The following is a 14,442-nucleotide window of genomic DNA, read 5'->3' as shown; positions in this document are numbered from 1 at the left end:
AAAAAGCCAAAATTAAATAACAAAAAAAGAAGAACCTGAGTCCTTCTTAATTATACGGATATTGCTAAACAACACTATTTGACAAAGAGCCCTTAATTATACGGATATTGCTAAACAACACTATTTGACAAAGAGCCTTATTTCGTCACTGCTTTAAAACTTAACGCGTTAAATAGCCAGTATACTCTTCAACATGTAATAATTTTTTAGCATTTTCTACCCGAGGATTCGTTGGTGGTTCAATTCCTTCAAGAGGGTATTTTAAGCCCAACTCATCCCATTTGTATTTACCCATTGTATGATAGGGTAAAACTTCAACTTTATCAACATTATTTAATGTTTTTATAAAAGCATCAAGGCGAATTAAGAAATCATCATAGTCGGTCTTCGTTGGTACTAAAACGTGACGAATCCAAACAGGCTGACCAATTTCTGATAAGTATTTCGCCATTTCTAAAATATTATCATTTGTTTGGGTCGTTAATTCAACGTGCCCTTCTGGATCAATATGCTTAATGTCAAATAAAAGTAAATCGGTATATTCCATTAACTCAGAAAATTTTGAGAAAAATGGCTCTTCACGAGTAAAAGGTTTGCCACAAGTATCAATCGTTGTATGAATGCCTTGTGCCTTTGCTTTTTTAAATAAATCAATTAAAAAATCTAATTGTAATAAAGGTTCCCCGCCACTAACGGTGATGCCGCCTTTATCTCCCCAATAAGGGCGATATTTCAAAGCTTCTTCTAATACATCATCTGCTGTTCGGACAGAAGCTTTCGGATCATTAATTTTCCAAGTATCTGGATTATGGCAAAATTGGCAACGCATCCGACAACCTTGAGTGAAGACAATAAAACGCACGCCTGGTCCATCAACGGTTCCAAAACTTTCTGTAGAGTGAATGACTCCTGTAACTGGAGTAGTCATAATTTTCCCTCGCTTTCTTTAAAAAAAGGGTGACCAGTTAAAAACTGGCACCCTTTCTAACCTTATTTATTATTATAACTTATCGTGTGAAGTTCTTGCAATAACGTCTGCTTGTTGTTCTGGTGTTAAGTCACGGAATTTAACCGCATAACCAGAAACGCGAATGGTAAGGTTTGGATATTTTTCAGGATGTTTTTGCGCATCAAGTAATAATTCGTTTGTAAATACGTTCACGTTTAAGTGGTAACCACCATTGTTGAAGTAACCATCCATTACGTTACGTAAGTTTGCAATTCTTGTCTCTTCGTCTTTACCTAAACCGTTTGGATTAATTGTTTGTGTATTAGAAATGCCATCTAGTGCATGTGTGTATTCCAAGCGAGCGGTTGAGTTAAGAGAAGCTAACAAGCCATTTTTCTCACCCAAGAATTTACCATCTTGGTAACTTGGGTTTGCACCTGGTGCTAATGGTTTACCTGCACGACGTCCATCTGGTGTGTTCCCAGTTGCTTTACCATAAACCACGTTAGATGTGATTGTTAATAAAGAAGTCGTTGGTGTTGAATTACGGTAAGTGTGTTGACGTTTAATTTGTGTCATAAAGTAATCTAAAATCCAGTTAGCCATTGCATCTGCTTCCGCATTATCGTTCCCGTATGTTGGGAATGCATTTTGTGGAACATAGTCAATTGCCATGCCATCTTCATCACGAATTACTTGAACATTACCGTGTTTAATTGCCATCACAGAGTCCGCCGCGTGAGAAATTCCTGCAATACCTGTTGCAAAAGTACGTTTTAAATCACTATCCATTAAAGCAAGTTGTGCAGCTTCATATGCGTATTTATCATGCATGTAATGAATAACGTTTAATGTATTCACATAAAGTTCTGCTAACCAATCCATGATATCTTTAAAGCGTTCCATAAACTCGTTATAATCTAATGTATCACCAGTCATTGGACGGTACTTAGGTGCTACTTGCATTTTTGTTTTCTCATCAACGCCGCCATTAATTGCATATAAAACAGCTTTTGCAAGGTTCGCACGCGCACCAAAGAACTGCATGTCTTTACCCATTACAGTTGCAGATACACAACAAGCAATGGCACAGTCATCTGAACCCCAGTTTGCACGTAATAAATCATCATTTTCAAATTGGATAGAAGAACTTTCTTTCGCAATTTTTGAAGCAAATGTACGGAAACCTTCTGGTAAATGAGAAGAATATAAAACAGTTAAGTTTGGTTCTGGAGATGGTCCCATGTTTGTTAGTGTGTGTAAAATACGGAAATCACTCTTCGTTACTAATGAACGACCGTCAATACCCATACCTGCAATTGATAATGTTGCCCAAATTGGATAACCAGAGAATAATTGGTTATATTCTGGTGTACGAGCAAATTTAACCATACGTAATTTCATAATTAAGTGGTCAATTAATTCTTGTGCTTCAAACTCTGTAATTAAACCTTTATCTAAATCACGTTGAATATAGATATCTAAGAAAGCAGAAATACGACCAATTGACATTGCTGCACCGTTTTGCGCTTTAATTGCACCTAAGTAACCAAAGTATAACCATTGAACTGCTTCTTGTGCATTTTCAGCTGGACGAGAAATATCAAATCCGTATGATGCTGCCATTTTTTTCAAGTCGTTTAGCGCACGGTATTGTTCGCTAATTTCTTCACGTAAACGAATAACGTCATCCGTCATTACTTTGTTCCCAGTGTTATCATGGTCTTTTTTCTTTTGTTCCATTAAGAAATCAATACCATATAAAGCAACACGACGGTAATCACCAATGATTCGTCCGCGTCCATAAGCATCTGGTAAACCAGTAATAATTTTGTTTTTACGTGCTAAACGCATTTCAGGTGTATAAGCATCAAAAACACCTTGGTTGTGTGTTTTGCGCCAATCTGTAAAGATTTTAGTCATTTCAGGGTCAACTTCATAACCATTCGCCGTTAATGAGTTGTTTGCCATATTAATCCCACCAAATGGTTGGAAAGCTTGTTTCAATGGCACATCTGTTTGTAACCCAACAATTTTTTCTTCTTCTTTAATTAAATATCCTGGGCCATGTGAAGTTAAGGTTGCTGGAATATTGTTATCCATGTCATACACGCCATTTTGATCGTGTTGAACATCAAATAACTCTTGCAATTTTGTCCATAGTTTATCCGTACTTGGTGCAATTCCTTCTAAAAAGCTATCATCGCCGCGGTATTCTGTATAGTTGGCTTGAATAAATCCACGAGTATCAACTTCTGATTCCCAACGTCCGCCTTTAAAACCTTCCCAAGCAGTGTTAAATTTTTCTACATTGTTTTTTACTACAGATGACATATAATGGTCCTCCTTATTTTCTGTTTTCTTAATGAAACAGCTTTACGTGAATAGTATAACACATATCTACTTCTTTGCAAGCGAAATCATATCTTTTTATGAGCAATTATTTATTATTTTACTGATTAACTAGATAAAACGTTGTTAAATCAACATTTGTTGTTTGTGATTGTTTTAATTAATTCTAAAGTTATTTGGAATTAATTACTAAAAAATAAATAAAACAGCGGCATCTGTATCAACACAGATACCGCTGTTAGCAAATAAAACTATAACAGTTTCCTTAAAATTCGAATAACGGTTCAACAGTGTTTACTTCGCCGCCTTGTTTTTCATCGAGTACAAAACTACCATTTGATGTGCGATCAGCAATTGGATAATCTTTAGTAGAAATAACGACTTCTTGTCCTTTTTGATTTTGAATTCGCAAATTCGCTTGACTACCTTCTCCCATATAAGCGACACGATGAGGATTGTTTTTCAACTCTCTTAAAATCATTAAACCACGTTTGGCACGCCCTATTTGATTAATTTCTTGTGCCAGCATCCGTTTTACAGCGCCCCTTTGAGTCACGATAACAATCGGAGTGTCTCCTTGAGAATAAACAACCAATCCGTTTACTACAAAATCACCTGGTTTTAAGCCTATTGACTTAACTCCTGCTGCTCTTGGGCCAACAAGTGGGATTTCGCTTAAGGAATAGCGTAAGCCATAGCCGAGATAGCTTGCTAAAAATACGTCTAATTCCAGCGTTGGATCAACTAAATAAATATTTACTAGTTCGTCTTCTGGTGATTTAAAATTCATAATAGTTTGGGCACGACTCTTATAAGTCCGCCACAAAGTAAACTCACTCATTTTAGTTTGCTTAATTAAACCTTCTCGACTAATCGCTAAAAAATTCTTCGCTTCATCTAATTCACGATAATCAAAGACGCCTAAAATCACTTCATCCGGTGAATAATTAATAATTGTTTGGGAAATATGCTCTCCTAGCTCTTTCCATTTTATTTCTTGCACTTCATGAACTGGTCGATAGATTACATTGCCTTTGTTTGTAATTAATAATAGATGGTCTAGCGTATTTACTTGTTTAGCAAAAACAAGTAAATCTCCTTCTTTCATACCTAATTCGTCCGGTTTCGATGCCTGGTAAGAACGCAAACTGCTACGCTTTAAATAGCCTTCTTTCGTAACGGTTACCATCACGTCTTCAGCTGTAATTAAAACTTCTGTTTCAATTACAATTTCTTCAATTTTCGCTTCAATAACTGTCTTACGAGGATTCGCATATTTTTTCTTAATTACTCGTAATTCGTTTTTTATCGTCCGTAACAATTCGGCTTCTTCGTCAATAATTTTTTGTAGTTGCATAATTTGACTTGCTAGTTCTTGTGCTTCTTGCCGTAATTGCGTTATGTCGGTATTCGTTAACCGGTACAATTGCAACATTACAATCGCTTCTGCTTGTTCTAAAGTAAATTGATGTTGCATCATGAGTTGTTCTTTTGCTTCTTTTTTATCTTTACTACTACGAATGGTAGCGATCACTTCGTCTAAAATTGACAAAGCTTTCATTAACCCTTCAACAATATGTTGACGCTTAAGAGCTTTATTTAAATCATAATGGCTTCGTTTTAAAACAACTTCTTTACGGTGAGCAATATAGCTAGCTAAAATACGTTTTAAACCAACTTGCTGTGGGTGCATTTGATCAATGGCTACCATGTTAAAGTTGTAGTTCACTTGTAATTCAGTGCTTTTGAATAGGTAATTTAAGATTCCTTCAGCATTTGCTTCTTTTTTTAATTCAATAACAATTTGCAAACCTGTTCGATCACTTTCATCACGGACCTCACTAATCCCATCAATCTTTTTATTTAGGCGAATTTCGTCAATTTTTTTAACTAAATTGGCTTTATTCACCTCATAAGGAATTTCGTTTACAACAATTTGTTGACGCCCACCCTTAATGTTTTCAATTTTAGTCTGCGAACGTAAAATAACTTTGCCTTTTCCCGTTTGATAAGCTTGACTAATCTCCTCTTGTCCTTGCAATATTCCACCAGTAGGAAAATCTGGGCCAGGAATATACGTCATTAATTTTTCAATAGAGGCTGTTGGATGATCGATTAAATAAATGGTCCCATCAATTACTTCTCCTAAATTATGCGGCGGAATCTCTGTTGCATATCCCGCAGAAATTCCCGTTGAACCATTGACTAGTAAGTTGGGAAATTGTGCCGGCAAAACAGTTGGCTCTTTTTCAGTATCATCAAAATTCCAAACATGCTCCACTGTTTCTTTTTCGATGTCTTTTAATAACTCTCCACTTAATTCAGAAAGACGAGCTTCTGTATAACGCATCGCTGCTGGCGAATCACCATCCATGCTCCCGTTATTTCCATGCATTTCAATTAAAATTTCTCGTAATTTCCAGTCTTGACTCATTCGGACCATTGCTTCATAAATACTACTATCTCCATGAGGATGATAATTCCCCATGATATTCCCTACAGACTTAGCTGATTTACGAAAACCTTTTTCAAATGTGTTTCCATCTTTATTCATTGCATATAAAATACGACGTTGTACTGGTTTTAAGCCATCGCGAATATCAGGTAAGGCCCGTTCTTGGATAATATATTTGGAGTACCGGCCAAAGCGATCACCCATCACGTCTTCTAAAGTTAGTTCTTGTATAATTTGATTATTTTCCAACCATGACCCTCCTTATTGTTCAAATAAATTAATTTCTTCAAATCGCTCTTGCTCTTCAGTAGTTATTTTTTTGTTTGATTCCGAGCTATCTAAAATACCTTTTGGTTCTTCCAACGTAAACTGAACGTTTTGTTCGATCCATTTTCGGCGAGGTTCAACCTTATCGCCCATCAAAGTCGTTACACGTCTTTCTGCTTGTGCGGCATCATCAATTAATACTCGAATCAATGTTCGACTAGCTGGATCCATCGTCGTTTCCCAAAGTTGGTCCGCATTCATTTCACCAAGCCCTTTATATCGTTGAATCATATAACCTCGGCCAATGATTTCGATTTTTTCTTGCAGCTCTTCTTCCGTCCAAGCATACTCAATCGTTTCTTTCTTGCCAGTTCCTTTTGAAACTTTATATAGCGGTGGTAAAGCGATATAAATTTTCCCTGCTTCAATTAAAGGTTTCATATAACGATAAAAGAACGTTAATAGTAACACTTGGATATGAGCACCATCTGTATCCGCATCGGTCATAATAATAATTTTGTCATAATTACAATCTTCAATTGAAAATTCTGCACCAACACCTGCGCCAATCGTATAAATCATTGTATTGATTTCTTCATTTTTTAAAATATCTTGCATTTTAGCTTTTTCAGTATTGATGACTTTTCCTCGTAAAGGCAAAATCGCTTGAAATTTCCGATCCCGGCCTTGTTTGGCTGAACCGCCCGCTGAATCTCCTTCGACTAGGTAAAGTTCATTTTTCTTTGGATTACGTGATTGAGCAGGTGTTAACTTTCCTGAGAGTAAAGATTCGCCTTTTTTCTTTTTCTTACCATTACGACTTTCTTCCCGAGCTTTTCTAGCGGCTTCCCGGGCTTCCCGGGCTTTTAATGCCTTACGAATCAACATTTGACTCGTTTCACTATTTTCTTGTAAATAATACCCTAATTGCTCTGTAACAATTTGTTCAACAATCGTTCTTGCAATAGGTGTTCCTAATTTTTCTTTTGTTTGCCCTTCAAATTGCAGTAAATTTTCTGGTACACGAATCGACAAAACAGCGGCTAAGCCTTCTCGAAAGTCACTGCCTTCAAGATTTTTATCTTTTTCTTTTAATAAGTTTACTTTACGCGCATACTCGTTAAAAGCTTTTGTCAGTGCTGTTTTCAATCCTACTTCATGCGTTCCTCCATCTCTTGTTCGAACATTGTTTACAAAGGAAAGTAAGTTCTCTGAAAACCCATCATTGTACTGCATCGCTACTTCAACTTCGATGCCTTCTTTATTACCTGAAAAATAAATAATTGAAGTCAATGCATCTTTTTCTTCATTCAAATATTCAACAAACGCTTCAATGCCATCTTCATATAAAAAGATTTCTTCTTTTTTTTCTTCTTCTCGTCGATCAATTAAAGCAATTTCGATGCCGCGTAATAAAAAAGCTGACTCACGCAATCGTTCTGCTAAAATATCGTAAGAAAATTTCGTAACAGAAAAAATCGTTGGATCAGGTAAAAACTGTACTTTTGTGCCATTTGCTTCTTTTGTTTTACCGATTTTTTTTAATTTCCCTTTTGGCTTGCCACCATTTTGAAATTTTTGGCAATACTCATAACCATCGCGATAAATCGTTACTTCCAGCCAACTAGATAGTGCATTAACGACACTTGCACCGACGCCATGTAATCCACCGGATGTTTTATAACCACCTTGGCCAAATTTTCCACCCGCATGGAGAACAGTAAAAATTACCTCAACAGTCGAAACACCAGATGTATGCATCCCTACTGGCATTCCACGTCCACTGTCTTTTACACTAATACTTTGATCTGGATATAAGACAACTTCTATTTTATTACCAAAACCTGATAAAGCTTCGTCAACCGCATTATCTACAATTTCATACACAAGATGATGTAAACCGCGTCCATCAGTTGAACCAATATACATTCCTGGTCTTTTCCGAACCGCTTCTAAGCCCTCTAAAACTTGGATTGAATCATCGTTATATTCTAATTTTTTCTTTTCTGCCAAAGCAAACGCTCCTTTGTTTTTCAAAATCACTCGAATCATTATACATCATAATAGCGGGTTATCGCAAAATAAATCTCAAAGTCTAGTTTCTTTCATATGCTATTCATGCTACTATTAGACTAGATTTTTTTTAGAAAGAGAGTTTATATGGAAACAATTATTTTATTCTTCAGCGCCTATCTATTAGGCTCCATCCCTTCTGGTGTTTGGGTTGGAAAAATCTTTTTTAAAAAAGACATTCGTCAATTTGGTAGTGGCAACTCTGGTACAACCAATACTTATCGTGTCTTAGGAAAAAAAGCAGGGACGGTCGTCTTATTTATGGATATTTGTAAGGGAACGCTAGCAACTTTACTACCAACTTTATTCGGTATAACAAATATCAACCCTTTATGGTTTGGCGTTGCAGCGATTTTGGGCCATACTTTCCCTATTTTTGCGCGCTTTAAAGGAGGAAAAGCCGTCGCAACAAGTGCAGGCATGCTACTTGGCTATCAACCACTTTTCTTTTTATACTCCTTAGCTATTTTCTTAATCGGTTTATTTTTTACCAGTATGGTTAGTTTAACGAGTATGATTGCTGCTGTCTTAATCACCTTATCGACCATCTTCTTACCGTTAATTGCTCCAAATATTTTGCCTCAACAAGACTGGCTACTAACAATGATTGCGATTGGTGTTACGATTTTTATTTTTTATCGCCACAAAGATAATATCGTGCGAATAAAAAACGGAACTGAAAACAAAGTCCCTTTTGGTTTAAATAAAAATAAAAAATAAACAAGCAAACATGCCCACTGACCTCTTTAATGAAGGGAGTGGGCATGTTTTATGTTGAGCGTACTCTTCTCATTATTTAACTGTAATGGAATATTTCGTTTCAAATGCTTCATGAGCAGTTAGTTTTTGAATACCTAACTTTTCACTCAATTCCCCTGTTGCCTCAACAGTATCCGCCACTCCTGCCCAAGGCTCAATACAAACAAAAGGTGCTTCAATAGGATATGGCGACCAAATTCCTACAAACGGCAAGTCATTAAAAGATAAAGTCACGCGATGTGGTGATTGATCACTGCAAATTGAAAAAGAATTTAGCCCTTTGGTTTCAAATACTAAAGCATCATTTTCAAAAAGCGCTCGACTAAGAGCAATCGTTGTATTCGTTTGACCTAATGTTCGGTTTTGTAAGTCAATGTACCGACCTTTTAATGGAATTTCAATTCTTGATTTCATTGGCGATGCTTTTAAGTAGTAATCTTCAAAAGCGACTCCTTTTTCAAGAGGAACATTAAAACCAGGATGGCCACCAATTGAAAAGAATAAATCTTCTGTTGTTGGATTTTCCACTCGATATTTCACGATTAAACCATCGCCGCCTAATTGGTAAGAAACATAAAGTTTAAACGAAAAAGGATAAACTTTTTTTGTTTGCGGTGTATCGGTTAATAAAAAAGAAATACTGTCCTCTGTTTGTTCGTGTAACTCAAATTCTAAATCACGAGCAAAACCATGCTGAAACATTTCGTAAGTTTTTCCTTGATAAGTATATTGATCGTCTTTTAATGCACCTACAATTGGAAATAAAATTGGTGCTTTTCTCCCCCAATATCGCTTGTCTCCTTGCCAAATATATTCTATTTCTTGTTCTTTCCCATACAAACTTTGTAATTCTGCTCCTTTTGAGTCAATCACAGCTTGTAAATGCGGTGTTTCAATCGTATAAAGCATCCTTCTAGTCCCCCTAAACCTTTATTAAGATTTGCTTAGCTCTTCTTTAAAACGTTGATTCAACACTTTTAGATAGGTTCCTTTCATACCTAGCGAGCGTGATTCAATAATTCCTGCTGATTCTAATTTTCTCAAAGCATTCACAATTACAGATCGAGTAATCCCAATTTCATCGGCAATGTTAGAGGCCGTTAAGCGCCCTTCATCACCACCAAGTGCCTTAAAAATAGCTTTAACTGCAATTAATTCGCTATAAGATAATGTTCCTATCGCCATTTGAACAGCCGTCGCGCTCCGAACTTCGTCTTCAATGCTCCGGGATTTTTGATATAAAATTTGCATTCCAACAACCGTTGCACTATATTCAGCTAATACTAAAGCATCTTCATCGAAAGTTTGATCAATTCGAGATAAAATAATCGTGCCTAAACGACGACCAGCACCGTAAATTGGAACAACTGTTGTAATGCCTGCTGGATAAAGTTCGCGTGACTCTACTGGAAAAGCGGTCAAATCGCTACTAATTGGGATATTCGCCTCTGTAACTGCTAAGCGATCCGCCATATCCGTATAACTTTTAGGAAATTGTTTTTCAAGAAACATGTTTTTAACTCGTGCATTATTGACATCATGCTTTTCCGTAAAGCCTAATAGAGCCCCTTCTTGGCTAATAATATACGTATTACAATTTAATATATCCCCTAATATAATTGCCATTTTGTCATAAGGCAAATCGGTTGCAGAATCAAAAGCGTTATTTTGCTGTAACAACTCATTAATTTGTCTCGTTTTTTCCAACAGTGTTTTCATTTTTACTCCCCCAATAAATTAAAGAATGTAACGACTTAAATCTTCATTACTTGCAATTGAACTTAATTTTTCTTCAACATACGACTCTGTAATCGTTATTTCCGCCATCGACATATCAGATGCCTCAAATAATAAGTCTTCTAATAGTTTTTCTAAAATAGTATGCAAACGTCTGGCACCAATATTTTCGGTGTCACGGTTTACTTGAAAGGCAATTTCTGCCATTTTTTCTAATGCTTCTAAAGTAAAAATTACTTTGACATTTTCGGTTTGCAGTAAAGCGATGTATTGCTTCACCAATGCATTATTAGGCTCTTTCAAAATCTTCACAAAGTCTTCTGCTGTTAAATCATCCAGTTCCACGCGAATTGGAAAACGCCCCTGTAACTCAGGAATTAAATCGCTTGGTTTTGATAAATGAAACGCTCCGGAGGCAATAAACAAAATATGATCCGTATGAATGACCCCATATTTTGTATTCACTTGAGACCCTTCGACAATCGGTAAAATATCTCGTTGGACACCTTCACGAGAAACTTCACCTGAATGTTGTGATTTCGAGGTGATTTTATCAATTTCATCAATAAAAATGATCCCACTTGCTTCGGCTAAACGTAAGGCTTCACTATGAATATCGGCATCATTTACTAATTTTGAAGACTCTTCTTGAATTAATAATTCCCGTGCTTCTTTCACCGTAACCGTGCGTTCAATTTTCTTTTTCGGTTTTAACGCACCGAGTGTTTCATTCAAATCGATGCCCATCTGCTCCAAGCCTTGGTTCATTGCAGGCACATTCACTTTTGGTTCGTCAATTTCGATTGTTATTTCTCTTTGATCAAGTAATCCTTTTTCTAGCTGTTCATAAATTGATTGGCGGTTCACTCGAATTTCATCGGTCAATTCCTCTTTTACTTCTTCTGGTTGTTGCATTTGATTGAACATACCCATCATTTGTTCATAAGGGTTCATTGATTTTTTTTGTTCTTTCTTGATTCCCGGAACCAAAACTTTTGCTAAACGTCGGTTGGCTTTTTTCTCTGCTTGTAAGGCCACACGAGCATATTGCTCTTTACGGACAATCTGAATCGCGTTTTCAACTAAATCACGAACCATTGACTCCACATCACGTCCGACATAACCAACCTCTGTAAACTTCGTTGCTTCAACCTTGATAAAAGGAGCAGAAACAATTTTAGCTAAACGTCGCGCAATCTCTGTTTTCCCCACCCCAGTTGGACCGATCATTAAAATATTTTTGGGAGTAACCTCTTGTTGCATTTGTTCATCTAATTGCAAGCGTCGATAACGATTTCGTAAAGCCACCGCTACGGATTTTTTGGCAGCTTGTTGTCCAACGACATATTGGTCTAACTCTTTAACAATTTCTTTTGGTGAAATATTTTGATTTTGCATAACTAACATTCCTCTACAATAATATTATGATTCGTAAATACACAAATATCTGCAGCAATCGTCAAAGCCTTTTGTGCAATTTCTTTTGCAGTAAACCCTTCGCCACCATACTGCTTTAATGCTCTAGCAGCAGCTAATGCGTAGTTACCACCTGAGCCAATCGCTAAAATACCATCATCAGGCGCAATTACTTCTCCTGTTCCTGAAATTAACAACATCTCTTTATTATTCATTACAATTAGCATCGCTTCCAGTTTTTGCATTGCCTGTTGAGTACGCCATTCTTGTGCTAATTCAACCGCCGCTCTTTGCAAATTGCCTTTATATTCGTTTAATTTACCTTCAAATTTCTCTTCCAAGGTAAACGCGTCGGCTACGCTTCCTGCAAAGCCAACAATGACTTCTCCATTATAGATCCGACGAACTTTTTTTGCCGTACCTTTCATCACAATTTGTTCGCCCATTGTTACCTGACCGTCACCAGCCATTGCAAATTGACCGTTTTTTTCAATTGCGCAAATTGTTGTTGAATGAAATTGTGAACTCATTAATATATTCCTCCTGTATTAGCCATCACCTTAACGACATTTATGCTCGTGGGTGAAATTGACGGTAATTTTTTTGTAAACTGTCTTTTGTTACATGTGTATAGATTTGTGTCGTTGATAGGTTATCATGACCTAGTAATTCTTGTACGGTTCGCATATCTGCACCATTATTTAGTAAATGTGTTGCAAAGGTATGCCGCAATTTATGCGGGTGAATTTGTAGATCAAGGCCCCCTTTTTGAATGATTTGATTTAAAATATAACTAATTCCCGCAGTCGTTAGTTGCGTGCCTAAGTGATTCACAAACACAAATGGTTGTTCTTCTTCTTGTTTAGACACTAGCTCTGGACGACCTTTTTCTAAATATTTTTGCATCGCTGTTTTCGTCGATTGGTTAAATGGCACGTAACGTTCTTTATCGCCTTTACCAATTACACGAAAAACAGACATTTCCCAATCAATATTACGAATTTCAAGAAAACTGCATTCACTGACCCGTAAACCAGAACCGTATAAAACCTCTAGCAATGCACGATTTCTTAAATCAAGGGGACTTTGGGTTGGGAAACTATCAAATAACGCTTGAATTTCCTCTTCATAAAAAAAATGTGGTAAGCGTTGATTTTGTTTTTTTAAATGCACATAGCTAAATGGATTTTCAGTAATCAATTCTTGTTTTAATAAGTATTGGTAAAACGATCGTAAACTTGCCATTTTCCGATTCAAAGTATTTCGACTATATTTTCTTTCATTTGTTAAATAACTCAAATAAATTCTAACATCACGGTAGTCAACATTTCGTAATTCGGCATCTCCTGATTCAGACAAAAAAACTTCAAAGTCATGAATGTCGATGAGATACGCTTCCTTAGTCTTATCAGAGTAGCCTCTTTCCAATGTCAAGTAACGCGTAAATGCTGTTAATAAGTCTATATTTCCCATCCAATCGCTCCAATCTTTTTAAAGGTTATCATAGCTCTTAAAAAAAAACAATTGAATTGTCAGAAATTTACCAATATTTCAAAGTTTCGTCACAATTTGACAATTAACGCTTTCATTTAAGCTTTTTTACTCAAACTAAAAGTGAATATTCACTCCTTTTTCAAGCGATTTTTCAGCTTGTTGAAGGTGATAAAAAAATCGAATAAAAACACTTTTCAGTGCGATTATCCGATTTTTCTCCAATTATGCTTTATTACTTTATTTGGGTCACAGCACTTGTCGCTTGAGATGGTTTTTCTTCTTGCAATTCAGTAACAGCCTCAACTAATTCTTTATTGCCTTGTCTTGTTGCCATGGATTCATTAATTAGATTGGCTAAATCTAAGCCTGTTGTTTCTTTAATCGTATCAAAAGTACGAGCTAAACCAGCTTCACCCATTTGATGAATTTCTCCTGTGCCACCAAAACTCACTAGTTTATCGATATTGCTAATCGGAGCATTTACTTCTTTTGCTAACGCTGGCAAGACTTTAATAAATTCAATTAAAACACCAGCTTCGTTTAATTTTTGTAAGGCCAGCGCCATTTTTTCTTGACTTTGAGCTTGCGCAAGACCAATTTTTTCAATTTTCTCTGCTTCCGCTAAACCAATTTTTTCGATTCGTTGAGCTTCCGCTTGGGCTGCTAATTTTACTTTTTCTGCTTCCGCTTCGGCTTTTGCAATTTCTTTTGCTTTTTCGGCTAAAGCATTTTGTTCAACAACATATTTATCGGCTTCTGCTCGTTTTCTTAAAGTTGCGGTTAATTCTTTTTCAGTTAATTCGGCTTGTTTTGCTTGTATTTCAATATTTTTTTCCTGTTCAATCAATTGAACCAATTTCATAATTCACTTTTATAGAAAAGACAACACTCATCCAATTTCGAATTGTGTAAATTTTTCGAAATTTCATGACTATTCCTT

The 14,442-nt window shown here is 36.2% G+C and carries 10 protein-coding genes and 1 pseudogene; 1 reads left to right on the top strand and 10 read right to left on the bottom strand.

Features of this window, described 5'->3' with window-relative positions; all coding sequences use genetic code 11:
* Positions 1 to 160 precede the first annotated feature (160 nt).
* The 4 genes from pflA to parE form a co-directional block, all read right to left on the bottom strand.
* A complete protein-coding gene (gene pflA / locus JOD14_RS12260; protein ID WP_204655068.1) occupies positions 161 to 928 on the bottom strand; it encodes a pyruvate formate-lyase-activating protein in 768 nt (255 codons plus the stop codon).
* A 72-nt stretch (positions 929 to 1,000) separates the two neighbouring features.
* Complete coding sequence (gene pflB / locus JOD14_RS12255) at positions 1,001 to 3,283, bottom strand: formate C-acetyltransferase (protein WP_204655067.1); 2,283 nt, start codon at positions 3,281 to 3,283, stop codon at positions 1,001 to 1,003.
* 283 nt (positions 3,284 to 3,566) lie between these two features.
* Complete coding sequence (gene parC / locus JOD14_RS12250) at positions 3,567 to 6,005, bottom strand: DNA topoisomerase IV subunit A (RefSeq protein WP_204655066.1); 2,439 nt, start codon at positions 6,003 to 6,005, stop codon at positions 3,567 to 3,569.
* Positions 6,006 to 6,017: 12 nt separating this feature from the next.
* Positions 6,018 to 8,036 (bottom strand): DNA topoisomerase IV subunit B, encoded by a 2,019-nt coding sequence (gene parE, locus JOD14_RS12245; protein WP_275581423.1) that lies wholly within the window; start codon positions 8,034 to 8,036, stop codon positions 6,018 to 6,020.
* Between the two features lie 147 nt (positions 8,037 to 8,183).
* Here parE and plsY point away from each other — a divergent pair, with 147 nt between their 5' ends.
* Positions 8,184 to 8,816: a glycerol-3-phosphate 1-O-acyltransferase PlsY gene (plsY, locus tag JOD14_RS12240; RefSeq protein ID WP_204655064.1), complete on the top strand. Its 633-nt coding sequence runs from the start codon at positions 8,184 to 8,186 to the stop codon at positions 8,814 to 8,816.
* Between the two features lie 72 nt (positions 8,817 to 8,888).
* On the opposite strand, the gene JOD14_RS12235 is transcribed toward plsY, so the two are convergent.
* From JOD14_RS12235 to JOD14_RS12210, 6 genes and pseudogenes are all read right to left on the bottom strand, one after another.
* Positions 8,889 to 9,764, bottom strand: a complete 876-nt coding sequence (locus JOD14_RS12235; protein WP_204655063.1) for an aldose 1-epimerase family protein — start codon at positions 9,762 to 9,764, stop codon at positions 8,889 to 8,891.
* A 24-nt stretch (positions 9,765 to 9,788) separates the two neighbouring features.
* Positions 9,789 to 10,574: a GTP-sensing pleiotropic transcriptional regulator CodY gene (gene codY, locus JOD14_RS12230; protein WP_204655062.1), complete on the bottom strand. Its 786-nt coding sequence runs from the start codon at positions 10,572 to 10,574 to the stop codon at positions 9,789 to 9,791.
* Positions 10,575 to 10,592: 18 nt separating this feature from the next.
* A complete protein-coding gene (gene hslU / locus JOD14_RS12225; RefSeq protein WP_204655061.1) occupies positions 10,593 to 11,990 on the bottom strand; it encodes an ATP-dependent protease ATPase subunit HslU in 1,398 nt (465 codons plus the stop codon).
* A 2-nt stretch (positions 11,991 to 11,992) separates the two neighbouring features.
* Positions 11,993 to 12,538, bottom strand: coding sequence for an ATP-dependent protease subunit HslV (gene hslV / locus JOD14_RS12220; protein WP_204655060.1), 546 nt, complete (start codon positions 12,536 to 12,538; stop codon positions 11,993 to 11,995).
* A gap of 40 nt (positions 12,539 to 12,578) precedes the next feature.
* Complete coding sequence (gene xerC / locus JOD14_RS12215; RefSeq protein ID WP_204655059.1) at positions 12,579 to 13,481, bottom strand: tyrosine recombinase XerC; 903 nt, start codon at positions 13,479 to 13,481, stop codon at positions 12,579 to 12,581.
* 253 nt (positions 13,482 to 13,734) lie between these two features.
* Positions 13,735 to 14,355 (bottom strand): annotated as a pseudogene (locus JOD14_RS12210) (flotillin family protein); the annotation flags it as partial.
* Positions 14,356 to 14,442: the final 87 nt, after the last annotated feature.

The organism is Enterococcus lemanii, from assembly GCF_016909125.1.
GTDB lineage: Bacteria > Bacillota > Bacilli > Lactobacillales > Enterococcaceae > Enterococcus_I > Enterococcus_I lemanii.
The sequence above is the reverse complement of the archived record's forward strand: the minus strand, read 5'-3'. Positions and strand labels throughout refer to the sequence as shown.

Bases quoted from the DNA above. Each gene is read 5' to 3' on its own strand.
- pflA (WP_204655068.1), bottom strand. From the start codon at position 928: ATGACTACTCCAGTTACAGGAGTCATTCACTCTACAGAAAGTTTTGGA.
- pflB (WP_204655067.1), bottom strand. From the start codon at position 3,283: ATGTCATCTGTAGTAAAAAACAATGTAGAAAAATTTAACACTGCTTGG.
- plsY (WP_204655064.1), top strand. From the start codon at position 8,184: ATGGAAACAATTATTTTATTCTTCAGCGCCTATCTATTAGGCTCCATC.
- JOD14_RS12235 (WP_204655063.1), bottom strand. From the start codon at position 9,764: ATGCTTTATACGATTGAAACACCGCATTTACAAGCTGTGATTGACTCA.
- codY (WP_204655062.1), bottom strand. From the start codon at position 10,574: ATGAAAACACTGTTGGAAAAAACGAGACAAATTAATGAGTTGTTACAG.
- hslU (WP_204655061.1), bottom strand. From the start codon at position 11,990: ATGCAAAATCAAAATATTTCACCAAAAGAAATTGTTAAAGAGTTAGAC.
- hslV (WP_204655060.1), bottom strand. From the start codon at position 12,538: ATGAGTTCACAATTTCATTCAACAACAATTTGCGCAATTGAAAAAAAC.
- xerC (WP_204655059.1), bottom strand. From the start codon at position 13,481: ATGGGAAATATAGACTTATTAACAGCATTTACGCGTTACTTGACATTG.